Here is a 22708-nt window from a genome sequence, read left to right as displayed (position 1 = left end):
GGACGTTCACTCAGCCGCGGACCACGCCTGCCGCAGGCTGACCCGACCACCGGTCTGGAGCAGCGCCCGTCGGTAGAGCCGCTCGCCGATCCACACCGTGGCGAGCGCGAACGCCGCGAGCAGGCCGAGCGCCAGCAGCGGCTCCCACCACTCGACCCCACCGGCGAGGATCCGCTTCGGCATCACGACGGCCGACACCGGGGGCACGAACGAGGCGACGACCTGCCCTCGCCCGTCGAGCGAGACGCCGCCGAAGAACATCACGAGCATCAGCATCGTCAGCGGCGTCGAGGTGGCCTGCAGGTCCTCGGTGCGCGAGGCGAGCGACCCGGCGACGGCCCACAGGCAGGCGAGCGCGATGAAGCCGGCCAGGAAGAAGGCGAGGAACCACACGGCCGGCCCGGACAGCTCCGGCACGTAGGACCGGTAGGAGGTGAAGGACAGCCCCACGAGGCCGACGACGAGGTAGACCAGTAGCTGGAGGAGCGCCAGCGCGGTGTTGCCCAGCACCTTGCCGGCCAGCAGGTGCCGCAGCGGGATGGCGGCGGCGATGATCTCCACGATGCGGCTCTGCTTCTCCTCGATGACCGAGGAGGCCAGCTGCATGCCGAAGACCAGGGCGGCGAGATAGAACAGGAAGACGAACACGAAGCCGACGGCCTCAGCCACCGCAGCCCGCTCCGCGTCGCCGCGCAGGAAGTCGGTCGTGACGGCGCTGCCCGCCTCGAGGGTCTCGATCGTCGTGCCGGCGCTCGCGGCGTTGCCGGCCACCACCACCTGGCGTACGACGACGCGCGCGGCCGCGGTCAGCGCGTCCTGCTCGCTCGACTCCGAGGTCAGCACCCAGCCGCCGTCGACCGGGTGCAGCCAGGCGTCGACCTCGTCGTCCTCGAGCGCGGCACGGGCCGCTGATTCGTCGTCGAGCTCCACCATGCGCACCGCGAGCTTGTCGTCGACCTGCGGCGCGGCGTCGGTGATCGCCCGGGCCATCTCGACCGCGTCCGGCGTCGCCCCGAGGACGGCCCGGTCGGTCCGCTCGTCCTGCCAGGCGGTGAACCCGATGAAGCCGACGAGCATCGCGACCATCAGGACCGTGCCGACGAGGAAGGTCCGGTCGGTGATGCGGGAGACGAGCTCGCGCCGCGTGACGAGCAGCCAGGCCCGTCGGGGGTTGTGCAGCGTGCTCATGCGGTGGCCTCCCGGTAGATCTCGCTCAGGGCCGGGCGCACCCGGACGAACTCGTGCACGTCGCCGCGACGGGTGGCCTCGGCGAGGACGTGCTGCTCGGCGCCCGGCTCGCGCACCTCCACGAGGGCGGTGGAGCCGTCGAGGTCGAGCACCGCGAGCCCGCGCTGGTCGCGGACCCAGCCGGCGTCGCCGCCGACGACCAGGCGGAACCGCGGCACTCCCGTCTCGCGCAGCTCCGTGACCGTCCCTGCGGCCACGCAACGTCCGCGGGCCAGCACGACCAGCCGGTCGCACACGCGCTCGACGAGGTCGAGCTGGTGGCTCGAGAACAGCACCGGGACGCCCTCGCGGGTGTGCTCGCGCAACAGGTCGACCATGGAATCGACCGCCACCGGATCGAGCCCGGAGAAGGGCTCGTCGAGCACCAGCGCGGCCGGGGTCGGCAGCACGGAGGCGATGATCTGCGCCCGCTGCTGGTTGCCCAGCGAGAGCTTCTCGACGTGGTCGCGCGCACGGTCGGCGAGCCCGAAGCGCTCCAGCAGCTCGAGCACGCGGGCGCGCGCCGCGGCCCGCGCCATGCCCTTGAGCTGGGCGAGGTAGACGAGCTGGTCGAGCACCGGCTGCTTGGGGTAGAGGCCGCGCTCCTCCGGCATGTAGCCGAAGGCGCGCCGGTCGAGCCGCGTGATCGGCCGGCCGTGCCACAGCACCTCTCCCCCGTCGATGCCGAGGACGCCCATCACCATCCGCATGGTGGTGGTCTTCCCCGCCCCGTTAGCGCCCACGAAGCCGGTCATCAACCCGTCGGGCACCTCGAACGACACGCGGTCGACGGCCGTGTGGTCGCCGAAGCGCCTGGTGAGCTCCCGGATCTCCAGCATGTCCCGAAGGCTAGGGGGCACTGCCGCGGAGCGGATCCGTCGGGAGGATGAGTCGGGTGCGCCATGATTGAGCGATGGGTGTGCGCAACTTCCTGGTCGAGGGTGTGTCGGGGACTGGAAAGACGTCCGTGTGCCACGAGCTGCGGCGCCGCGGCTTCCACGCCGTCAACGGCGACACCGACCTCGCCTACCAGGGCGACCCGGTGACCGGCCTTCCGACCGGCACCGTCGCTCACGAGAACCACATCTGGGACCTCGACCGGGTGCGCGCCATCGTCGGGGACCGCTCCGAACCGGTCACGTTCTTCTGCGGCGGCTCGCGCAACCACGCCCGCTTCGTCGACCTCCTCGACGGCGTCCTCGTCCTCCAGGTCGACCGGGCCACGCTCGAGCGACGGCTGGACGAGCGTCCGGCCGACGAGTTCGGTGCGACGCCGGAGCAGCGCGCGCTCGTCCTGCGGGTGCACGAGACGCAGGAGGACGTGCCGGACGGCGTGGCGGTGGACGCTACCCGACCGCTCGAGGTCGTCGTGAGCGAGATCGTGCGCCTTGCCGCGATCGAGGTCCCGCGCATCCAATGATCAGGCACGCGGTACGTGACTCAGTTCGACCAAAGCCTGTGCCAGCGACGGAGTGGTGATCAGGCTCTGAGGCGCGACCTTGGTGAGCGCGCCGCCCTTGTAGCAGTCCTCCTTCACGACTTGGCGCCAGCGCTCCCCTTGCAGCGGTCTCATCTGGTTTTGCGCCTTGATGCCAAGCACCGAAATGAGGAGTGCTTCGAGCTCACGAACCGCACCATCGACTGTGATCGCTCGCGAGTTCTCGTCACGCAGGTCGACGGACACCCACGGGTCGTAGGCGTCCCTGTTCGGTGTCACGTCGTCGAAGGCGAACCACGAAAAACGGGTCCAGTCCTTGGGCGCGTGCCGTAGTTCCTTTGGCTGCTTGGTCTGAGGCAGCGTGTGAACACGCAGGCGTTGACCGAAGCCCTGCTTCCCGCGAGCGAGCCCGACGTAGGTCGGTCCGTAGTCGTTGAGCAGCATGTAGATGCCTCGAGCCTTCCGGAAGTCGCAGACCTTCAGCGTCCCGCGGTTGGACCCGATTGCTCCGAGCATCTGCCATTGCTTGCCTGGTCCGGGATTCCAATCGACAAGTTCTCGCTCCCAGAACAGCCCGTAGGCACCTACGAGGTGCTTCTTCTTGGTGGGCATCGTCAAACTCCTTCCCGCGCAGAAGAACTAGATGAGTCCGTAGCGGCTGGCACTGGCGCACTCCAGCCGGTCACGAGTCGGATCTGCTCGTGCAGGTGCTGCTCGCGCCAGGTCAGGAACGCCTCGAAGTCGTCCGACAGCAGCGAACCCTGAGCGTCCGCGGGCAGGCCGTGGCTCTCCAGAACCCTCTCCAGCAGTTGCGCGCCCAGCGCCTTCTCCATGTCACCGAGATACGTCGATGGCGCCTTGTGCTGGATGCGGATGTTGGTGGCTCTATCGATGAGGGTGCGGTTCAGCACCGAGTCCTTGAGCGCCTTGGGATACGCCGAGCCCAAGTATGCCTGCGGGAACACGTGGTGATCGTCGATCTGGTCCGCGACGATCCGCGTGGCCGTGAGCGGCTTCCCTTGGTGGAAGTCGAGGGGGTGGTTCCGGAGGGACAGGGCGATCGCCGCCGAGTACAGGGCCTGGGTGTTGTTATTCACCGCACGGAAGGTTCGCAGCTCGCCATCGTTGACGACCTCAGGTGCACCACCCGCGCCGGTCAGCCACGCCCGCAGCTCGGGGACGTCGTTGGACGTCCGGCTGTTGCCCTGAGTCTCGTAGCGTTGAGCGAACGTCGCGCACCAGAACCAGCGCTTGAGCTTGTCGCGACGCGCCGCCACCTCGGGTCCGGTCACGGCCGTCACCTCCGACCACGCAGCGGCAAGGGTCAGAAGCATCGTGCGATAGGGAAAGTACTTCTTGGTCAGGACCCCGCACTCCGCCTGAAGCATGTGCAGCACCGCACCGATGTTGCTCGCCGCCTCGTCCCAGCGGGGCTCGACGTCGTTCTTCACGTCGAGTCCCAGGACGGTGCTCCGCGTGGGGTTGCCCCGCACCCACACCGCGACCACCTGGAGCAGGTAATACGGGTCGATGCTGAACTCGTCCAGGATCGGGTGGTCCGCGCGCGCCTGCTCCAGCAGGCCGCGCAGCTCGACTCCTTGGGCATAACCTCGCGCCACCAGCAGGTCAAAAACGCTGAGCTTCACGCCGGTTCGGTTCAACGTCTCGAAAATCGTGCATACGGCGTCGAGGCTCGTGTGCCGGTTCAGTGTCGTGACCGGGAACTGATACTGCAGGACCGGAGCAATGTACGTCGTCTCGATTTCGTTCAGCTTGCGCTTGAGGTCCTTGCTGTCCTCGGTGGGGAACAGCAGCTCACGCTCGTCGATCACATCGTCGCGCCAGTTCGCGAAGTCACGCAGTCGCGACATCGGCAGTGCGAGGTCTCGCGCTTGGCCCTTGATGTCGCGCCACGCCCCCTGACGCGAGTGGTGGTACACCTCGATCGCTTCGTCCAGGTCCTCTCCGTCCAGCAATTCCTGGATATGCAGGAAGTAGCGGTAGTCCCCCCGCCCACTGAAGGCCAAGCTCAGCGACGTCAGTCGCTGCTGCCCATCGAGGGCCAAGAAGGAGGGCTCGACTCCAGTGAGTGCCGCCGCCTCGGAGAACGGTCTCGGTTTGAAGTGCTTGGCACCTCCCTGCATCAACAGGATCGTTCCTGCTGGGAAGGACTGCATGACGGATCGCACCAGCTCCCGCGTCTCCCCCGGCTTCCACACGAAGTCACGCTGGAAGTCGGGCAGCGCGAGGTCGCGGTTGTCGATCTGGTCGAGCAGAAAGGTGAGGTGTTTCTTGTCCGTGTCGAACGATGTCATGGTGCGATCCCCCGTTTATCCGGCCTCGGACCGGAACTCGTCGTAGGTGCCAGCGAGATAGCTGAGCATCATGGTCTGGAAGTCCGGATTGGCGAAGAACAGGTCGAAGAGATGCCCGTTCTTGTCGTGCCGCTCCACCAGGAACTGCTTGATCTTCTCGGCCAGCACCAGCTCGTACTGGCTGCGGTCGTTGTGCAGGGCGACGTCCCGCATCTCATCGTCGTCCTTGACGACCACCCACTGCTGGTCCACCCAGACCTTGTCGGCGTCACCCAGGTCGGCGCCGTACTTCTCGTTCATTGCAGAGATGAGCGCGGAGAGCTTGTCGAGGATCGGCTCGACCTGCTTGCCCTTCCCCTCGCCGGGGAGCGCGACCCCCGCCTCGTCGGCAGCCGTCAGCTCGATCGCGTGATCGCCCGACACCGACATCCGCAGGTGCGTGAGCTGCACTGACTTGCTGAGCTGGGGCATGGGGTCGGTGTCGCCCGTCGGCAGCTCGGTGAGCAGTGCCTTGCCGTAGAGGAAGAGCCGCTCGAGATCGGGATCGGTCCATGGCATCACCTGCGCGACGAAGGCGTACGCACGGCAGTAGCCGTTGAGCGTGGAGCGGAACTCGTCCGCCGCTTCCTCGTCGAGCTGAGCGAACCGACCCACGGCCGATGTGAGGTTGTCGTAGATCACCGACTGCTGGGTCGGGTCTTCGGACAGCAGCGCTGCTACGGCTGCAGCCATCTCCGCTGACGACAAGACTCCGGCGGCGAGCAGGTCGTGCTCCATTGTGTAGAGGACGTTCGGATCCGTGGGGGCCGCGAACGACTCCTCGTAGAACGGCTCGAACGCGTCCTGGATCTCCTCGGCGCTGTTGGCGAAGTCGAGGACGAAGGTGTCCTCCTTGCCCGGGTGGGTGCGGTTCAGGCGTGACAGCGTCTGCACCGCCTTCACCCCGGCCAGCTTCTTGTCGACGTACATCGTGTGGAGCAAGGGCTCGTCGAAGCCGGTCTGGTACTTCTCGGCCACCACCAGGACCTGGTACCCGTCCTCGCGGAACCTCGTCGGCAGTTGCCCCTCGCCGAATCCGTTCATGCCCGCTTCAGTGAACTCCAGGTCGGGGGCTTCGGGATCGGACACGGTCCCCGAGAATGCGACCAGGACTCGGAGCGCTGCGCTGCCCTGGTCGTAGCCCTTGCGCTCGATGTAGGAGTCGAGTGCCTGCTTGGTGCGCACGGCGTGCAGTCGGGAGCGCGTCACCACCATCGCCTTCGCGTTGCCGTCGAGCTTCGCCGCGGTCTTCTGGCGGAAGTGCTCGACGATCACTTCGGCCTTCGCCTCGAGCTGGTAGGGATGCAGCGACACGAAGCGGGCCAGCGCCGCCTTGGCCTTTCCCGCGTCCATCTCGGGGTCGTTCTTCGGGTGCGAGTTGGCGAGCTTGTAGTAGGTCGAGTACGTCGTGTAGCTGGCCAGGACGTCGAGGATGAAGCCCTCGTCGATGGCCTGACGCATCGAGTACGTGTGGAAGGGCCGCTTGTGCCCGTCGGCGTCCAGGTGCCCGAACGTCTCCAGGGTCTTCGGCTTGGGTGTGGCGGTGAAGGCGAAGAAGGACAGGTTCTGCTGCTTTCCGCGCGCCCGAGCGCTCGCCAGCAGCGCGTCCTCCTCTGGCGCGGTCTCGGTCTCCTCCTCGGCCGCCTCAGCCTCGGCGAGCCCGCCCCCGAGCACCTTCTTGAGCTTCTTGACCGCATCCCCTGTCGTCGACGAGTGGGCCTCGTCCACGATGACGGCGAACCGGCGACCCATCACGGCGTTCGCCGTCTCCGCGATGACGGGGAACTTCTGGAGAGTGGTGATGATGACGCGCGCGGCGTTGCCCTCGAGCGCCTCCTTGAGCTGGCTGGAGTGCTGGTCGACCCGGACGATCGTGCCCGGCGTGTGGTCGAGACCTGCCACGGTCTCCTGGAGCTGTCGGTCGAGCACGCGGCGATCGGTGATCACGACGACCTTGTCGAAGATCGGCGCGTCGTCGTCGCCATGCAGACGCGACAACGAGTGAGCCGTCCAGGCGATCGTGTTGGACTTGCCCGAACCGGCCGAGTGCTGCACGAGACGATCGGCGCCCGGGCCGTCGGCCGTCGTCGCCGACAGGATCGTGCGCACCGCGTGCCACTGGTGGAAACGCGGGAACAGCGTGCCGCCGTCGTGGGCGTGCACGAACGAGTGCATCAGGTCGAGCCAGGCGTCGCGCTGCCAGACCTGCTCCCACAGGTACGCCGTCTGGTAGCCGTTGCCGGCCGGGTTTCCGGCCGCGCCGGGCCGCCCCGGCCCGTTGGAGCCGGTGTTGAAGGGGAGGAACCTGGTCTGCTCGCGGTCCAGCTTGGTCGTCATCGCGACCCGGTGCGGGTCCACCGCGAAGTGCACGAGCGTGCGCTTGGCGAAGATCAAGTCGTGCGGGTTGCGATCCGTGCGGTACTGCGCCATCGCGTGCTCGATCGTCTGATGCGTGAGCGGGTTCTTCAGCTCCGCTGTCGCCACCGGGATCCCGTTGACCACCAGTGCCAGGTCGAGCGAGTCGCCCGGGTTGGACTCCGAGTGGTGCAACTGCCGCACGACGCCGCACCGATTGGCCGCGTAGCGCTCGGCAAGCTCGGGGGTCAGGTTGTTGGCCGGCCTCGACCAGCACATCCGCACGGTGACGCCGGAGTCCTTCACCGTCCCCCGCAGGACGCTGATCGTGCCGCGGTGGTCAATCGCGTCGGCCACGACCTTGAGGAACTTGGACGTCGCCATCTGCTCACCGCCGTGCCGAGCGACCAGCTGCTCCCACTCCTTGGGCTGGGAGTCCTGCACGTACCCCACGAGCTCCGCGCCGAACAGTCCGAGCTGCTTGTCGTAGGACTTCGGGTCGAGCTTGAGCCAGCCGTCGCTGGTGAGGTGTGCCTCGATGTTTGACTCGAAGGCCGCCTCGTTGTGGACGCTCATGCGGGGATTCCACTTCCGGCGGTGGTGACGTCGAGCTCGCCGGTGACGGCTGCCGTGATGAGGGAGGTCTTGTACTCGGTGAGCAAGCGCACAGAAGCCGCGAGTGTTGCCTCTGCGCTGGCGAACCGAGCGTGCAAGGCCCCGACTGACATGACGTAATCGCGCTGCTCTGACTCGCCCGCGGTAGAAATTTCTGAAGCCTTGGCGACATCCGTATTCAGGCGTGCTCGCGTGGCACCTCGTCCCAGCAATCCCGCTCGGGCAGCAGCAGGAGGGCTAGAAAGGAACGCAGCAGCGAATTCATGGCTGATCCGTGGGTCAAGGCGAATCCGATAACAATCGGCCTTAACGATGGCCGGACCGATGTCCGCCGGCGCTATGGCGCATCGACCGAGAGGCCACCGATCATCACCCATCCCAGCCATGATGAGATCTCCAGGAGCAACGGAATGCGCAAGCAACGCAGAGGCATGTGTTGCCGAAATATAGGCCCGATCGTGGTCTCGGAAGGTGGCGACGCCGATGTTGCCTAGCCGGATGACCCGTGTCCCCGTGTCGGAATAATGGCTCGATGTGAGGGACGACCCAAAGGGACCGTCCACGATCGAAACGAGGAATCGACGGAGCGGAACATTGGGGAACAGTGATTCCACCGCACGAGTGCGCTCTGTCCAGTCAGCCATCATCGCGTCGCGCGCGAATCGGATTTGCTCGCGACGAGCCGCGATGAGGCCGTCGATTCGCGCGACCCTACCGTCCAGAAAGCCTGCGATCCGCTGTTGCTCCTCAGGAGACGGAACAAAGAGTGTCAGTCGCTTTAGGCCATCAGATCCCAAGTGCAGGATGTTTGCACCCGTCGCCGCTGCACCGATCTGGCCAGACGCGTGCGCATGCCGCGCCCACCACGCCAAGAACCTACCGTCGGTGATGCCCGTGCGTGGACGTAGACGAAGCAGCGTGTTCTGAAAGCACACGGGTCCACTGATCTCGTCAGCCCAGACGGCAGAGGTCCCGACGGTTTCGCGGCTGCCGCTACCTTCCGTCATTAGCACGTCGCCCGAAGCCAATCGGAAAAGCGTCTGTTCCTCTGCCTCGAAGTTCATGTGTTTCACGTCGGACAGATCCAGTGCACCATCCACGACGTTCGCCGATCTCAGGTAGGGCACCATCGAGTCACCCTCGTGGTCCTTGGGTGAGCGCTGCCGCCCTAAGCGGACTTCCGCTGCTTGGCCGAGGGTGAGCCTCATAAGCCCAGCTCCCTCATCCACTCCTGGATCTGCCCCTCGAGCTCGTTGATCTCGGCGGCGATCTCCTCGACCGGACGCGGCGGTGTATAGACGTAGAACTGACGCGTGAACGGGATCTCGAACCCGACCTTGGTCTTGGCGTGGTCGATCCAGGCATCGGCGACGTACGGCCGGATCTCCTCCTCGAGTTGCTTCTCGGCCGCCTCGCGCAGCACCCTGGTCCGTTCGCCTGCGTCGAGATCGAGGAACCCTGCCGGCAGCGGCACGTTCTCCTGGTCCCGCAGCTTGGGGTCGGGAACCGGCTTGCCCTTCTTCTCCAGAGCGGGCGACGAAGCAGAGGTCCCTGCCGCCAGGCCGGTCAGCTCGCCGAAGAGCCCGTGGCGCGGGGGCCCGATCATGGTGTTGACCGTCGACCCGTCCCGGATGAGCCCCGGGCCGGCCTCGAAGCGCCGGTCGCATGTTCCCTCACACCAGGTCTCGTGGATCCGATGCTCGAGCGCCTTGACCGTCGCCGCCTCATCAGCCTCACCTGCGACGACCACGTCGTCCCACGTCCCGCCGCGAGTCGCGATCCACGTGCCCCGCTCCTCGTCGAAGCCGACGTCGTAGTGCGTCTGGTCGACGCCGAGGTGCGCCTCCCACCCGTCGTACTCGGACGAGAGTGGCAACAGGTGGCTCCGGTTGTCCGGCAAGCATCCGTGGCCGGTATATGCGTCGAACAGCCGTGCCCTAAACACGTCCTCCGAGTCAGCCTGGACGCCGAGGAGCCGCTGCAAGTCGGTAGTCTCGCCGCCGTCCGCCTCCAGGCGATCCAGGACGGCCGATGTCAGCTCCCAGCGCGGCCGCAGCGGCCGCTCGACGGTGATGCGCTGGAACCCGAAGGTCTCGCGGGTCAGCACCTTCACACGTGGGTCATCGGCGTACTCCCCCAGCGCGCCGCCGTACAGCTGGACGATCTGGGTGATCGCGTCGGCGGTGAGCTCCTTGCGCTTGTCGCCGAGCGACTTGCGCATCTTCGTGCCGAGCTCACGGGCGTCGACCAGCTTGACGAGGCCGCGATCGGCTGCGGCCTTGTCGTTGGTGAGGATCCAGACGTAGGTGGAGATCCCGGTGTTGTAGAACATCTGGTCCGGAAGGGCGACGATGCCCTCGAGCCAGTCGTTCTCGAGGATCCAGCGGCGGATCTCCGACTCCCCCGAGCCGGCCTGACCCGAGAACAGAGGCGAGCCCGAGAGCACGATGCCGACGCGAGAGCCGCCAGGCTTCATCTTGCTTAGCATGTGTTGCAGGAAGAGCAACGACCCGTCTGACACGCGAGGGAGACCGGCGCCGAAGCGACCGTCGAAGCCGAGCTTGGAGTGCTCGTCCTTGATCGGGGCCGCGTAGCCCTTCCAGTCCACGCCGTAGGGCGGATTGGCAAGGATGAAGTCGAAGCCCGGAAGAGTCGCGAAGGCGTCGGCGACGAGCGTGTTGCCGTTGGCCATCTGCTTGGGATCGATGTCCTGCATCATCAGGTCGGACTGCGCGATCGCCCAGGTCTCGTCGTTGAGCTCCTGACCGTAGACCTTCACCACAGCGCCGGGGTTGAGCTGCTCGATCTGGTGCAACGCACCCATGAGCATGCCGCCCGTGCCGGCGGACGGGTCGTAGACGGTGCGGACGGGCTTGGGATTCTCCGTGAGCTCTGCCGCGGTCCTGCCGGTGAGCATCAGGTGCACCATGAGGTCGATGACCTCGCGCGGCGTGTAGTGCTCACCTGCCGTCTCGTTGGACATCTCGGAGAACTTCCTCAGCAGCTCCTCGAAGATGTAGCCCATCGCCTCGTTGCTGACGATGCTCGGGCGCACGTCGAGGTCGGCGAAGTCAGCCAGGACGGCGTACAGGATCCCGGCCTTGTGCATCCGCTGAATCTTGTCGTCGATGTTGTACGCCTCCATCACGGCGTACGCGTCGGAGGAGAGGCGTCGGACGTATCCCGCGAGCGCTTGGTCGAGGTTCTTGTCGTCGCTCAGCATCGAGGCGATCGTCAGCGGCGAGGTGTTGTAGAAGCGCTGGCCCGCTACCCGCTTCAGGATCGCGTCCTGGCCGGGCCCGATGTCGCTCATCCCCTTGGCGGCGTCCAGGACGGCCTGCTTGGTCGGCTCGAGCACGGCGTCCATCCGGCGCAGCACCAGCAGCGGAAGCATGACGGAGCCGTACTCGTGCTGCTTGAAGGTGCCGCGCAGCTTGTCTGCCACCTTCCACACGAACGCGACCTTGTCCGAGAACCCCTGCGGTGCCATTTCTTCCCTTCGTCCACACAGTGCAACGGCAAACCTAACCTCTCGGATCTGCGGCCGACGGCGTTCGGAGCAACTTGACAGCCGGCCGGGCGAGAGGCGCGGGCCGCGCTCTCAACCCCACGGGCTTGAGCCCCCATCCCGTTGTCGGACCCTCCTGCTTGAGTAGGTCCATGCCCACCACCCAGCCCCTCACCGCCGCCGCCGTCGCGGCGATGCGGCGCGAGGTGCAAGTGGGGCTCGACGGCCCGAGCTGGCTCGACGACGCGGGGCGGTTCGACCTGATCCGCGCGCTCGAGGAGCTGGTCTGCACGGCCACGGCGGCGCAGGCCGCGCACGCCGCCGACCTGGCCGAGTCGGTCGAGGCGGACCATGAGGACCTCGGCGTCCCTGCCGCCAGAAGGGGTCAGGGTGTCGGCTCGATGGTCGCCCGCGCACGCCGCGAGTCCCCGCACCGCGGCCAGCGCCACCTCGGCCTGGCCCGTGTCGTGCAGCGCGAGCTGCCGCACACGTGGGCCGCGTGGCGCGCCGGCCGGATCACCGAGTGGCGCGCAACCGTGGTGGCACGCGAGACCGCATGCCTCTCACTCGAGCACCGGCTGGCCGTCGACGAGCTGCTGGCCGCCGACCATGACGCGTTCGAGGCGATGAGCGACCGGGAGGTCATCGGTCGTGCGCAAGGCGAGGCGGCCAGACTGGACGCGGAGGCGGTGACAGCCCGCCGGCGCAAGGCCGAGTCCGAGCGCCGGGTCTCGATCCGGCCCGCGCCTGACACGATGGTCTGGTTGTCCGCCCTGCTGCCGGTGGCGGCCGGCGTGGCGGCGTTCGCCGCGCTGACGCGCGATGCAGACACTGCCCACGCGCAGGGCGACCCGCGCTCGAAGGGCCAGGTGATGGCCGACGAGCTGGTCAGGCGCGCCCTCGGCGTCGACACGTCCGAGCACGCCGCGAGTCCCGCTTCCGCGTCCCGCTCCGTCGACCTCAACCTCGTGATGTCCCACGACGCACTGCTTGGCACAGCCGACGACGACGCTCGCCTCGCCGGGTTCGGACCGATCCCCGCCGAGCTCGCCCGCGAGATCGTCGCCGACGCCCTCGGCTCAGGCGAGGAGGTCTGGCTCCGCAGGCTCTACGCCTCGCCAACGACAGGCGACCTGGTCGCGATGGACAGCCGCGCCCGCCTCTTCCCTGCGGGTCTGGCCCGCTTCATCCGGCTGCGCGACCAAGTGTGCCGCACGCCATGGTGCGACGCCCCCATCCGGCACATCGACCACGTACGCCGCCACGCCGGCGGCGGACCCACGTCGAGCACCAATGGTGAAGGTCTCTGCGAGGCCTGCAACTACGCCAAGGAGTCCCCGCGCTGGCGGACGAGACCCGAGCCGGACGGCAGCGTGACCACCATCCTTCCGACCGGCCACAGCCACAGCAGCCGACCGCCACCGGTCGCGACGATCAGGCGCCGAGACGTGCCAGCCCTGACGATCGACTTCGTCCTCGCTGGCTGATCAGGTCGAGGAGCGTGATTGCCACACCCGGCCGCGATGACCGCCGCGAGCTGTTGCTGTTGTTCGTCCCCGCGCGCTCGGCCTGACGCTGTCCACAGGAGGCGTGCAGCTGGTGGCGCTTGTCCGCATCGGTGGCCGCAAGGCGACCGCGTTCGTCCGCGGTGCGCTGTGAGCCCGCCTCACTCGACCGGCAGGCCGAGCCCCCGCGCGATGAGCATCCGCTGGACCTCCGAGGTGCCCTCGCCGATCTCGAGCACCTTGGCGTCGCGGTAGAACCGGACGACGGGGTACTCCTCCATGAAGCCGTAGCCGCCGAAGACCTGCGTGGCGATGCGGGACGCGGTGACGGCCGACTCGGTGGTGTAGAGCTTGGCGACGGCCGCGGCCTGCTTGAAGGCACCCATCGAGACCGAGTGGCCGGCGTCCATGGCGTCCTTCATCGCGGCGGCCTTGTAGGTCAGCAGGCGCGAGGCGTCGAGCATGACCTGCAGGTCGCTGACCTGGAACGCGAGGCCCTGCTTGCGCCCGATCGGACCGCCGAAGGTCTGGCGCTCACCGGCGTACTGCAGCGACATGTCGAGGCAGGCCTGGATGCAGCCGACCGCGAGCGCGGCGATCGCGACGCGGCCGTCGTCGAGGGTGGCGAGGAACTGGGCGTAGCCGCGGCCGCGCTCGCCGAGCAGGTTGGCCTCGGGCACGCGCGCGTCGGAGAACGAGAGCGGGTGGGTGTCGGAGGCGTGCCAGCCGAGCTTGTCGTAGGCCTTCTCCGCGGTGAAGCCGGGGGTGTCGGAGGGCACGACGATGGTCGAGATCTCCGGGCGACCGTCGGCCCGCTCACCGGTGCGTGCGGTGACGGTGACCAGCGAGGTGATCGAGGAGCCGGAGTTGGTGATGAACTGCTTGGCGCCGTTGACGACCCACTCGCCGTCCTCCAGGACGGCCTTGGTCCTCGTCGCGCCCGCGTCGGAGCCGGCACCGGGCTCGGTGAGGCCGAAGCCGGCCACCTTCTCGCCGGCGACGAGCTCGGGCAGCCAGGTCTTCTTCTGCTCATCCGTGCCGTAGGTCAGGATCGGGTTGATGCCGAGCCCGACCGCGGCCTCGAGCGTGATGCCCATCGACTGGTCGACGCGGCCGATCTCCTCGATCGCCAGGCACAGCGAGGTGAAGCCGCCGTCCTCGCCGGCCATCCCGGCGCCGCCGAACTCCTCCGGAGCGGTCAGGCCCATCAGGCCGAGCGCACCCATCTTCTGGACCACGTCGGTCGGGAAGTGGTGGTCGCGGTCCCACTGCGCGGCGTGGGGCGCGATCTCGGCCTCCGCGAAGTCACGGACGCTGCGACGGAACTGCTCGTGCTCGGGGGACAGCTCGAAGGTCATGACTCGCAGAATAGCCGCAGAGGTTAGCGATCGCTAACCCTGCACGTGACCCACGTCGCAGTCGCCGTCCGTGTGACGTACGCGATTCCCGCGCGGCAGCCACCCCGGGCTAGAGTTAGGGCAGCCTAAGCAAAGTAAGGACGCCCTGTGACGACCTCCCCGCGACGCTCCGCCGCCCGCATCGGCGTGGCGCTGGCCAGCACCCTCCTCACCGCCTCGACCCTGTCGGGCTGCGGTGTCTTCAGCTCGCCCGACCTCGTCATCTACAACGCCCAGCACGAGCAGCTGCTCGACGAGATCGTGCCGATGTTCGAGGAGCAGTCCGGCCTCGACGTCGAGCTGCGCAGCGGCAAGGACCTCGAGATGGCCAACCAGATCGTCGAGGAGGGCAAGGACTCCCCCGCGGACGTCTTCCTCACCGAGAACTCCCCGGCCATGAGCATCGTCGACAACGCCGGCCTCTTCGCCGAGCTGCCCGAGTCGGCCACCGCGACCATCCCCGACGACTACGTCCCCGCGGACCGGATGTGGACCGGCTTCCTGGCCCGCTCCACCGTCGCGATGTACAACACCGACTCGATGACCGACGCCGACATGCCCGCCTCGATCCTCGACTTCGCCAAGCCCGAGTGGAAGGGCCGCGTCGCCTTCTCCCCCACCGGCGCCGACTTCCAGGCGATCGTGTCCGCGGTCCTCGAGCTCGAGGGCAAGCAGGCCACCGCCGACTGGCTGGCCGGGCTCAAGGCCAACGGCGTCGTCGTGCAGAACAACCTCGTCGTCATGCAGTCGGTCGACTCCGGCGAGGTCGACGCCGGCATCGCCTACAGCTACTACTGGTACCGCGACCGCGCCGAGAACGGCAGCGACTCCGACGGCTCGGCGCTGCACTTCTTCGGCGACCAGGACCCCGGCGCCTTCCTCAGCGTCTCCGGCGCCGGCATCCTCGCCAGCAGCGAGCACCAGGACGCCGCCGAGCAGTTCATCACCTGGCTCACCGGCACCGAGGCGCAGCAGGCGATGGCCGAGTCGTACGCCCTGGAGTACCCCCTCAACCCCGACGCCAAGCTCAACCCCGACATCAAGCCGTTCGACGAGCTCGAGCCCCCGCAGGTCGACGTGTCCAGCCTCAACGGGCCGGAGGTCACCGACCTGATGACCGAGGCTGGCCTGCTCTGAGCACGATGCACGACACCACCGGACGCCACACGCCGCGCCTGCTGCTCCTCGCAGGCGCGGTCGTGGCGCTGCTGGCGCTCGTGCCGCTGGGCTACGTCGCGACGTACGTCGTCGTCATCGGCCCCGTCGACCTCTGGCACCTGCTCGCCCGCCCGCGCATCGTCGAGCTGCTGACCAACACCGTCAGCCTCGCCCTCGCCTGCATGGCCGCCACCGCCGCGCTCGGCGTGGCGCTCGCGGTCCTCGTCGAGCGCACCGACCTCCCCGGCCGCCGCCTCTGGCACGGGTTGCTGGTCGCGCCGCTCGCCGTGCCGGCCTTCGTCAACGGCTACGCCTGGGTCTCGCTCAACCGTGACGTGCACGGCTTCAGCGGTGCCTTCGTGGTCGTGACGCTCTCCTACTACCCGCTGGTCTACCTCCCCGTCGTGGCAATGCTGCGGCGCCTGGACCCAGCGCTGGAGGAGTCGGCCTGGTCGCTCGGCCACTCACGCGCTCGCACCTTCCGCACCGTCGTGCTGCCGCAGCTGCGCCCTGCCCTGCTCGGCGGCGCGCTGCTCGTCGGCCTGCACCTCCTGGCGGAGTTCGGTGCCCTGTCGCTGCTGCGCTTCCCGACCTTCACCACCGCGATCTACGACCAGTACGGCTCGACCTTCAACGGTGCCGCCGCGACCGCGATGGCGGGCGTGCTGGTGCTGCTGTGCCTGGTGCTGCTGCTCGCCGAGCTGCGGATGCGGGGCGACCGCCGCTACGCCCGCGTGGGCCGTGGCGCCGCACGCGCCGCCGTGCCCGTGGCGCTCGGCCGCTGGCGCTGGCCGCTGCTCGGCGCCGCGACCGGGATCGTGGTCCTGGCCGTCGGGGTGCCGGCCTTCTCCCTGCTGCGGTGGCTGCTGGTCGGCACGTCGACGGAGTTCCCGATGGCCCAGCTCACCGAGGCCCTCGTCGCCACCGTCACCCTCGCGCTCGCCGGCGCCGCGCTCACCACCGTCGCCGCCATCCCCGTGGTCTGGCTCGCCGTGCGCCACCGCGGCTGGGCCTCGACCGTGATCGAGCGCAGCACCTACGTCGCCAACGCGCTGCCCGGCATCGTCGTCGGCCTGGCGCTCGTCGTCGCGTCGCTGCGCCTGGCGCCGGCGGTCTACCAGACCGCGGCGCTGCTCGTGGTGGCGTACGCCATCCTCTTCCTGCCGCGTGCCGTGGTGACCGTCCGCGCCGGGCTCGAGCAGGCCCCGGCCGTGCTCGACGACGTCGCGCACGGCCTCGGCCTGGGCCCGCTCGCCACCGCCCGCCGGGTCACCCTCCCGCTGATCGCGCCCAGCCTCGGCGCGGGGGCGGCGCTGGTCTTCCTCGCCATCTCCACCGAGCTGACCGCCACCCTCATGCTCTCCCCCATCGGCACCCGCACGCTCGCCACCGAGTTCTGGTCGGCGTCGTCGGAGCTGCGCTACGGCGCCGCCGCCCCCTACGCGCTGCTGCTCGTGCTGGTCTCCGTCCCGGCGACCGTGCTGCTGATGCGCACCGACACCCCTGCCACCCAGACGGAGAGGGTCCCCGCATGAACACCCCACGGCGTTCTTCTCCGCCGCTGCGCTCCCCCGAACAACGCCGCGAGGACCCCGCATGAGCTCCCTGAGCATCACCGGCGTCACGAAGTCCTTCGGCGCCACCCGTGCGGTCGACGACGTCACGCTCGACGTCCCGCACGGCTCCTTCACGACCGTGCTCGGCCCCTCGGGCTGCGGCAAGACCACCCTGCTGCGCCTCATCGCCGGTTTCCTCGCGCCCGAGTCCGGCAGCATCGCCTTCGGCGACACCGTCGTGGCCGGCGACCGCGTACGTCCGGTGCCCCCGCAGGACCGCCGCGTGGGCTACGTGCCCCAGGAGGGTGCGCTCTTCCCGCACCTCGACGTCGCGGCCAACATCTCCTTCGGCCTGCCCCGCGAGGCCCGCGCCACCCGCGGCGACGACCGCGTCGCCGAGATGCTCGAGCTCGTCGAGCTGCCCGCCGACTTCCGCCACCGCCGCCCCGACGAGCTCTCGGGTGGCCAGCAGCAGCGCGTCGCCCTGGCCCGCTCGCTGGCCCCCGCGCCGGCCGTCGTGCTGCTCGACGAGCCCTTCTCCTCCCTCGACGCCGGCCTGCGCGACAGCACCGCGCGGGCCGTGCGTCGCGCCCTGCAGGCCACCAACACCACCGCGCTCCTGGTCACCCACGACCAGAACGAGGCCCTCTCGCTGGCCGACCAGGTCGCCGTCATGCGGGGCGGGCGCCTGGTGCAGTCGGCGTCGCCGAGCGAGGTCTACCTCTCCCCCAGCGACCCGCAGGTCGCGGAGTTCGTCGGCCGCGCCGTGGTGCTGCCGGGCACCGCCCACGGCGACCGCGCCGCCTGCGCGCTGGGCGAGGTGGTGCTCACCAGCCCCGCCGAGGGCGAGGTGGCCCTCATGGTCCGGCCCGAGCAGGTCTTCGTCGACCTCGCGCACGCCGAGGGCGTGCGGGGCACGGTGCAGGAGGTCAGCTACTACGGCCACGACTGCGCGGTGCAGGTGCGCCTCGGCGACGGCACCCCGGTCCAGGCCCGGATGGCCGGCGTGCGCCACCCCGTCGCCGGCGACACCGTCCACCTCCGCGTGACTGGGCTGGTCCGGGCCTACCGGCCCGCGGGGTCGCCGTGACCGTCACCTCCACCACGCCGGGAGCCCGCGAGAAGCAGGCGACCACGGCGGTCCTCCCGCACGCCCACTTTGGTGACGCCGCGGCCGTCGTGGCCGACGGCGAGGTGCTCAGCCACGCCGAGCTGGCCCGCCGCGTCGCGGACCGCGCGCACGCGTGGGGTCCGGCCCGCCGGCTCGTCCTGGTCGAGGGTGCCAACGACCTCGACTCGCTCGTCGCCTACCTCGCCGCGCTCCAGCACGGACACGTCGCCCTCGTCGTCCCCGACGCCCGCCCCGCCCAGCGCGACGCCGTCGTCGCGGCCTACGACCCCGACATCGTGTGCGTCCACGGCGAGCACGACGACGTACGCCGCTCCGACAGCGCGCACGAGCTGCACCCCGAGCTCGCCCTGCTGCTGAGCACGTCGGGCACCACCGGCTCGCCCAAGCTGGTGCGCCTCTCCCGCGACAACGTCGCCGCCAACGCAGCCGCGATCGCCGACTACCTCGCACTGACCCCCGCCGACCGCGCGATCACCTCGCTGCCGCTGCACTACTGCTACGGCCTGTCGGTGCTGCACTCGCACCTCGTCGCCGGCGCCAGCGTCGTGCTGACCGGCCTCAGCGTGGTCGACGAGTGCTTCTGGGACCTCTTCCGCCGTGCCGGCGCGACCACGCTGGCCGGCGTCCCGCACACCTTCGACCTGCTGGCCGCCAGCGGCTTCGAGGAGCGCGAGCTGCCCACCCTGCGCCAGGTGACCCAGGCGGGCGGGCGCCTCGACCCCGACGCCGTACGCCGCTGGAGCCGCTCCGGGCGCACCCGCGGCTGGGACCTCGTCGTGATGTACGGCGCGACCGAGGCCACGGCCCGCATGGCCTGGCTGGCGCCCGACCTCGCCGAGGACCACCCCGGCTCGATCGGCGTGGCCATCCCCGGCGGCGAGCTGCGCCTCGACGAGTCGGTCGACGAGCGTCCGGGCGTCGGCGAGCTGGTCTACAGCGGGCCCAACGTGATGCTGGGCTACGCCGAGTCGCGCGGCGACCTGGCCCTGCCGCGGGTCACGACCGAGCTGCGCACCGGCGACCTCGCCCGCTGCGTCGACGGCCTCTTCGAGGTGGTCGGCCGGCGCAACCGCTACGGCAAGGTCTTCGGCCTGCGCATCGACCTCGACGCCGTCGAGCAGACCCTGCGCGCCACCGTCGACCGCCGCGCGCGGGTGGTGGCCACCGAGCGGATGGTGCACGTCTTCCTCACCAGCGGGCGCGCGAGCTCCGCGGCCCGGTCGCTGGCGACCAGCCACAGCGGGCTGCCGGCCCACGCTGTGCGGGTCACGGTGGTGCCCGAGCTGCCGGTGACCAGCACGGGCAAGCCCGACTACGCCGCACTCGGGGCGCTCGCCGACCTCGCCGAGCGCTCGGACGACCACGGCGGTCACCACGGCGGTCACCACGGCGGACACCAGGGCGGGGCCCACCCGGTGCGCGCCGAGGTCGTGCACGTCCTGGGTCGTCCCGACGCACGGAGCAGCGACTCCTTCGTCGACCTGGGCGGCGACTCGCTGTCCTACGTCGAGCTCGCCACCCGGCTCGCGGACCACTTCCCCGAGGGGCTGCCCGCCGGGTGGCACACCCGCAGCATCGGCGAGCTGGAGGAGCTCGCGGCCCGTGCGCCGGCAGCGGAGTCGCGACCGCGCCAGTGGGTGCGCGTCGACACCACCGTCGCCCTGCGGGCGCTCGCGATCCTGTTCGTCGTCGCCAGCCACGTCGACCTCGTCGCCCTCGAGGGCGGCGCCCACCTCCTGCTGGCCCTCGCCGGCTTCAACTTCGCCCGCTTCCAGCTCTCCGCGGCCGGTGGACCGCGCCGGCGGCTGCGCCACGGCCTGTCGGGGCTCGCGCAGCTCGTCGTGCCGTCGGTGATCTGGGTGGGCGGCGTCGCCCTGCTGCTCGGCACCTACGACCTCACCACGACCCTGTTCGTGCGCGAGCTGGTGGACGGCTCGGAGTGGGACGACCAGTGGCAGCTGTGGTTCCTGGAGTCGCTGGTCTGGATCACCGCCGCAGCCCTCGTCGCCACGTGCGTGCCGGCGCTGCACCGGCTCGAGCGGCGTACGCCGTTCGGGTTCGCGCTAGGCGTCCTCGCCGTGACCGCGGTGGCCCGCTTCGCCGACGTGGGCCTGCGGGCCGGACCCACCGAGCGCTACACGACGCTGGTCGTCGCCTTCTTCTTCGCGCTCGGCTGGGCCGGCGCCCGCGCTGACACCGGGCGCCGCCGCGTGCTCGTCTCGGTGCTGGCCGCGCTGCTCACGATCGGCTTCTTCGGCCAGCCCCACCGCGAGGCGATCGTGCTCGGCGGCTTCCTGCTCATGCTGTGGCTGCCACGTGTGGCGCTCCCCGCGCCCCTCGCACGCGCCGCGGGCGTCCTGGCCGGGGCCAGCCTCTACGTCTACCTCACCCACTGGCAGGTCTACCCCGCCCTCGAGGACGCCGGACACCAGTGGCTGGCGCTTGTGGCGTCGCTCACAGTGGGCATCGCCTACGCGCACGTCGTGCGTCCTGTCCATCAGGCAGTCGGACGCGCGGTGCTCGGGTCGCGGTAGCCTGCCGAGCGGTACGCCCTCCGGCTGCCCGTCGCCGCCCAGCCCCGTGTCACCGCCAGGAGTCCTCGCGTGAGCTTGAAGAAGGTCCTCATCGCCAACCGCGGCGAGATCGCCGTCCGCGTCATCCGCGCCTGCAAGGACGCCGGCATCGGCTCGGTCGCGGTCTACGCCGACCCCGACCGCGACGCTCTCTTCGTGCGCCTGGCCGACGAGGCACACTCCCTCGACGGCGCCACGCCGGCCGAGTCCTACCTCGACATCGCCAAGATCATCAAGATCGCCACCGACACCGGTGCCGACTCGGTGCACCCCGGCTACGGCTTCCTCGCCGAGAACGCCGACTTCGCCCAGGCCGTGATCGACGCCGGCCTGATCTGGATCGGTCCCCCGCCGGCCGCGATCGAGGCGCTGGGCGACAAGGCGAAGGCCAAGCACATCGCCGACCGCGCCAACGCCCCGCTCGCCCCCGGCACCAAGGACCCGGTCGCCGACGCCGACGAGGTCGTCGAGTTCGCCAAGGCCAACGGCCTCCCGGTCGCCATCAAGGCCGTCTTCGGCGGTGGCGGTCGCGGCCTCAAGGTGGCCCGCACGCTCGAGGAGATCCCCGACGCCTACGACTCCGCGGTCCGCGAGGCCGTCACGGCGTTCGGTCGCGGCGAGTGCCTGGTGGAGAAGTTCCTCGACAAGCCCCGCCACGTCGAGACCCAGTGCCTCGCCGACCAGCACGGCAACGTCGTGGTCGTCTCGACCCGCGACTGCTCGCTGCAGCGCCGCAACCAGAAGCTCGTCGAGGAGGCGCCCGCGCCGTTCCTCACCGACGCGCAGCGCGAGGAGCTCTACGCCTCTTCCAAGCGCATCCTCACCGAGGCCGGCTACCACGGCGCCGGCACGTGCGAGTTCCTCGTCGCCCAGGACGGCACGATCTCGTTCCTCGAGGTCAACACCCGCCTCCAGGTCGAGCACTGCGTCTCCGAGGAGGTCACCGGCATCGACCTCGTGCGCGAGATGTTCCGCATCGCCGCGGGCGAGGAGCTCGGCTACGACGACCCCGAGATCCGCGGGCACTCCATCGAGTTCCGCATCAACGCCGAGGACGGCGGGCGCAACTTCATGCCCGCCCCCGGCACCCTGTCGGCCTGGTCGCCGCCGAGCGGCCCCGGCGTACGCCTCGACGGCGGCTACGAGAACGGCGAGACCATCCCGGGCTCGTTCGACTCGCTCATCGCCAAGCTCGTCGTCACCGGCACCACGCGCACCCAGGCGCTCGAGCGCTCCCGCCGCGCGCTCGACGAGTTCGTCGTCGACGGCATGCCGACGGTGATCCCCTTCCACCGCACCGTGGTGCGCGACCCCGCCTTCGTCGGCGCCTCGACCCCCACCGGTGAGGGCGAGTTCACCGTCTACACCCAGTGGATCGAGACCGAGTTCGACAACCAGATCGAGCCCTTCTCGGGCGACCACGCCGAGGCGGACGAGCAGGGCGAGCGGCAGAAGGTCACGGTCGAGGTCGGCGGACGCCGCCTCGAGGTCGTGCTCCCCGCAGGGCTCGGCGGCCTGGCCGTCGGTGGCGGCAACGGCGGCGGGAACGGCGCCAAGAAGACCAAGCGGTCGGCGAAGAAGGCCGGCGCCGCGGCGTCCGGCGACGCCGTCACCTCGCCCATGCAGGGCACGATCGTGAAGGTCGTCGTCGACGAGGGCCAGGAGGTCGCCGAGGGCGACACCATCGTGGTCATGGAGGCGATGAAGATGGAGCAGCCGCTCAAGGCCCACCGCGCCGGCACGGTCACCGGCCTGCAGGCCGAGGTCGGCGCCACGGTCACCAACGGCGCCGTGATCTGCGAGATCAAGGACTGAGGCTCAGCCCCGCCGTCCACCGAGCGGTGCGTGAGGGGGATTCCAGACCACCGGAATCCTCTCCACGCACCGCTC

15 protein-coding genes are annotated in these 22708 nt (G+C 69.6%); 7 read left to right on the top strand and 8 right to left on the bottom strand.

Annotated features, from left to right (window positions below):
* Nucleotides 1–6 precede the first annotated feature (6 nt).
* Nucleotides 7–1188, bottom strand: coding sequence for an ABC transporter permease (locus ASG76_RS16530; protein WP_056605884.1), 1182 nt, complete (start codon nt 1186–1188; stop codon nt 7–9).
* Nucleotides 1185–2066, bottom strand: coding sequence for an ABC transporter ATP-binding protein (locus tag ASG76_RS16525; protein ID WP_056605881.1), 882 nt, complete (start codon nt 2064–2066; stop codon nt 1185–1187). The genes ASG76_RS16530 and ASG76_RS16525 overlap by 4 nt, the downstream gene beginning before the upstream one ends.
* 74 nt (nt 2067–2140) lie before the next feature.
* On the opposite strand from ASG76_RS16525, the gene ASG76_RS16520 reads away from it, so the two are divergent.
* Complete coding sequence (locus ASG76_RS16520; protein ID WP_056605874.1) at nt 2141–2647, top strand: AAA family ATPase; 507 nt, start codon at nt 2141–2143, stop codon at nt 2645–2647.
* Here the strand turns inward: ASG76_RS16520 and ASG76_RS16515 are convergent, their stop codons facing one another.
* The 5 genes from ASG76_RS16515 to ASG76_RS19670 are packed head-to-tail and all read right to left on the bottom strand — an operon-like array spanning nt 2648 to nt 11479.
* Nucleotides 2648–3277 (bottom strand): hypothetical protein, encoded by a 630-nt coding sequence (locus ASG76_RS16515; protein WP_056605871.1) that lies wholly within the window; start codon nt 3275–3277, stop codon nt 2648–2650.
* Between the two features lie 2 nt (nt 3278–3279).
* Entirely contained in the window at nt 3280–4980 is a 1701-nt protein-coding gene (locus ASG76_RS16510) for a GmrSD restriction endonuclease domain-containing protein (RefSeq protein WP_056605868.1), read from the bottom strand.
* 15 nt (nt 4981–4995) lie between these two features.
* Nucleotides 4996–7950 carry a type I restriction endonuclease subunit R gene (locus ASG76_RS16505; RefSeq protein WP_056605866.1) on the bottom strand — a complete coding sequence of 985 codons (2955 nt, stop codon included), beginning with the start codon at nt 7948–7950 and terminating at the stop codon, nt 4996–4998.
* Complete coding sequence (locus tag ASG76_RS19190; RefSeq protein ID WP_157559165.1) at nt 7947–9197, bottom strand: restriction endonuclease subunit S; 1251 nt, start codon at nt 9195–9197, stop codon at nt 7947–7949. The genes ASG76_RS16505 and ASG76_RS19190 overlap by 4 nt, the downstream gene beginning before the upstream one ends.
* A complete protein-coding gene (locus ASG76_RS19670) occupies nt 9194–11479 on the bottom strand; it encodes a type I restriction-modification system subunit M (RefSeq protein ID WP_235529681.1) in 2286 nt (761 codons plus the stop codon). The genes ASG76_RS19190 and ASG76_RS19670 overlap by 4 nt, the downstream gene beginning before the upstream one ends.
* A 170-nt stretch (nt 11480–11649) precedes the next feature.
* On the opposite strand from ASG76_RS19670, the gene ASG76_RS16495 reads away from it, so the two are divergent.
* On the top strand, nt 11650–12984 hold the full coding sequence (locus ASG76_RS16495) for an HNH endonuclease (RefSeq protein ID WP_157559164.1): 1335 nt from the start codon (nt 11650–11652) through the stop codon (nt 12982–12984).
* A gap of 179 nt (nt 12985–13163) precedes the next feature.
* Here the strand turns inward: ASG76_RS16495 and ASG76_RS16490 are convergent, their stop codons facing one another.
* Entirely contained in the window at nt 13164–14360 is a 1197-nt protein-coding gene (locus ASG76_RS16490; protein ID WP_056605864.1) for an acyl-CoA dehydrogenase family protein, read from the bottom strand.
* A gap of 147 nt (nt 14361–14507) precedes the next feature.
* Here ASG76_RS16490 and ASG76_RS16485 point away from each other — a divergent pair, with 147 nt between their 5' ends.
* From ASG76_RS16485 to ASG76_RS16465, 5 genes are all read left to right on the top strand, one after another.
* Nucleotides 14508–15536: an iron ABC transporter substrate-binding protein gene (locus ASG76_RS16485; protein ID WP_082587616.1), complete on the top strand. Its 1029-nt coding sequence runs from the start codon at nt 14508–14510 to the stop codon at nt 15534–15536.
* A gap of 5 nt (nt 15537–15541) precedes the next feature.
* Nucleotides 15542–17092 (top strand): ABC transporter permease, encoded by a 1551-nt coding sequence (locus ASG76_RS16480; protein ID WP_056605862.1) that lies wholly within the window; start codon nt 15542–15544, stop codon nt 17090–17092.
* 61 nt (nt 17093–17153) lie between these two features.
* A complete protein-coding gene (locus ASG76_RS16475) occupies nt 17154–18203 on the top strand; it encodes an ABC transporter ATP-binding protein (protein WP_056605860.1) in 1050 nt (349 codons plus the stop codon).
* The gene (locus tag ASG76_RS16470) at nt 18200–20779 is read left to right on the top strand and encodes an AMP-binding protein (protein WP_082587615.1); all 2580 of its coding nucleotides are present in this window, start codon (nt 18200–18202) and stop codon (nt 20777–20779) included. The genes ASG76_RS16475 and ASG76_RS16470 overlap by 4 nt, the downstream gene beginning before the upstream one ends.
* A gap of 75 nt (nt 20780–20854) precedes the next feature.
* Nucleotides 20855–22633: an acetyl/propionyl/methylcrotonyl-CoA carboxylase subunit alpha gene (locus ASG76_RS16465; RefSeq protein ID WP_056606166.1), complete on the top strand. Its 1779-nt coding sequence runs from the start codon at nt 20855–20857 to the stop codon at nt 22631–22633.
* The last annotated feature ends 75 nt before the right edge of the window (nt 22634–22708 follow it).

The sequence above is a fragment of the Nocardioides sp. Soil774 genome, assembly GCF_001428125.1.
In the GTDB taxonomy this organism is placed as follows: Bacteria; Actinomycetota; Actinomycetes; order Propionibacteriales; family Nocardioidaceae; genus Nocardioides.
Note: the sequence above shows the minus strand (reverse complement) of the source record. Positions and strands in the feature narration are given on the sequence as shown.

Coding starts and splice junctions, on each gene's coding strand:
- ASG76_RS16530 (WP_056605884.1), bottom strand. CDS start 1,188: ATGAGCACGCTGCACAACCCCCGACGGGCCTGGCTGCTCGTCACGCGG.
- ASG76_RS16525 (WP_056605881.1), bottom strand. CDS start 2,066: ATGCTGGAGATCCGGGAGCTCACCAGGCGCTTCGGCGACCACACGGCC.
- ASG76_RS16520 (WP_056605874.1), top strand. CDS start 2,141: ATGGGTGTGCGCAACTTCCTGGTCGAGGGTGTGTCGGGGACTGGAAAG.
- ASG76_RS16515 (WP_056605871.1), bottom strand. CDS start 3,277: ATGCCCACCAAGAAGAAGCACCTCGTAGGTGCCTACGGGCTGTTCTGG.
- ASG76_RS16510 (WP_056605868.1), bottom strand. CDS start 4,980: ATGACATCGTTCGACACGGACAAGAAACACCTCACCTTTCTGCTCGAC.
- ASG76_RS16505 (WP_056605866.1), bottom strand. CDS start 7,950: ATGAGCGTCCACAACGAGGCGGCCTTCGAGTCAAACATCGAGGCACAC.
- ASG76_RS19190 (WP_157559165.1), bottom strand. CDS start 9,197: ATGAGGCTCACCCTCGGCCAAGCAGCGGAAGTCCGCTTAGGGCGGCAG.
- ASG76_RS19670 (WP_235529681.1), bottom strand. CDS start 11,479: ATGGCACCGCAGGGGTTCTCGGACAAGGTCGCGTTCGTGTGGAAGGTG.
- ASG76_RS16495 (WP_157559164.1), top strand. CDS start 11,650: ATGCCCACCACCCAGCCCCTCACCGCCGCCGCCGTCGCGGCGATGCGG.
- ASG76_RS16490 (WP_056605864.1), bottom strand. CDS start 14,360: ATGACCTTCGAGCTGTCCCCCGAGCACGAGCAGTTCCGTCGCAGCGTC.
- ASG76_RS16480 (WP_056605862.1), top strand. CDS start 15,542: ATGCACGACACCACCGGACGCCACACGCCGCGCCTGCTGCTCCTCGCA.
- ASG76_RS16475 (WP_056605860.1), top strand. CDS start 17,154: ATGAGCTCCCTGAGCATCACCGGCGTCACGAAGTCCTTCGGCGCCACC.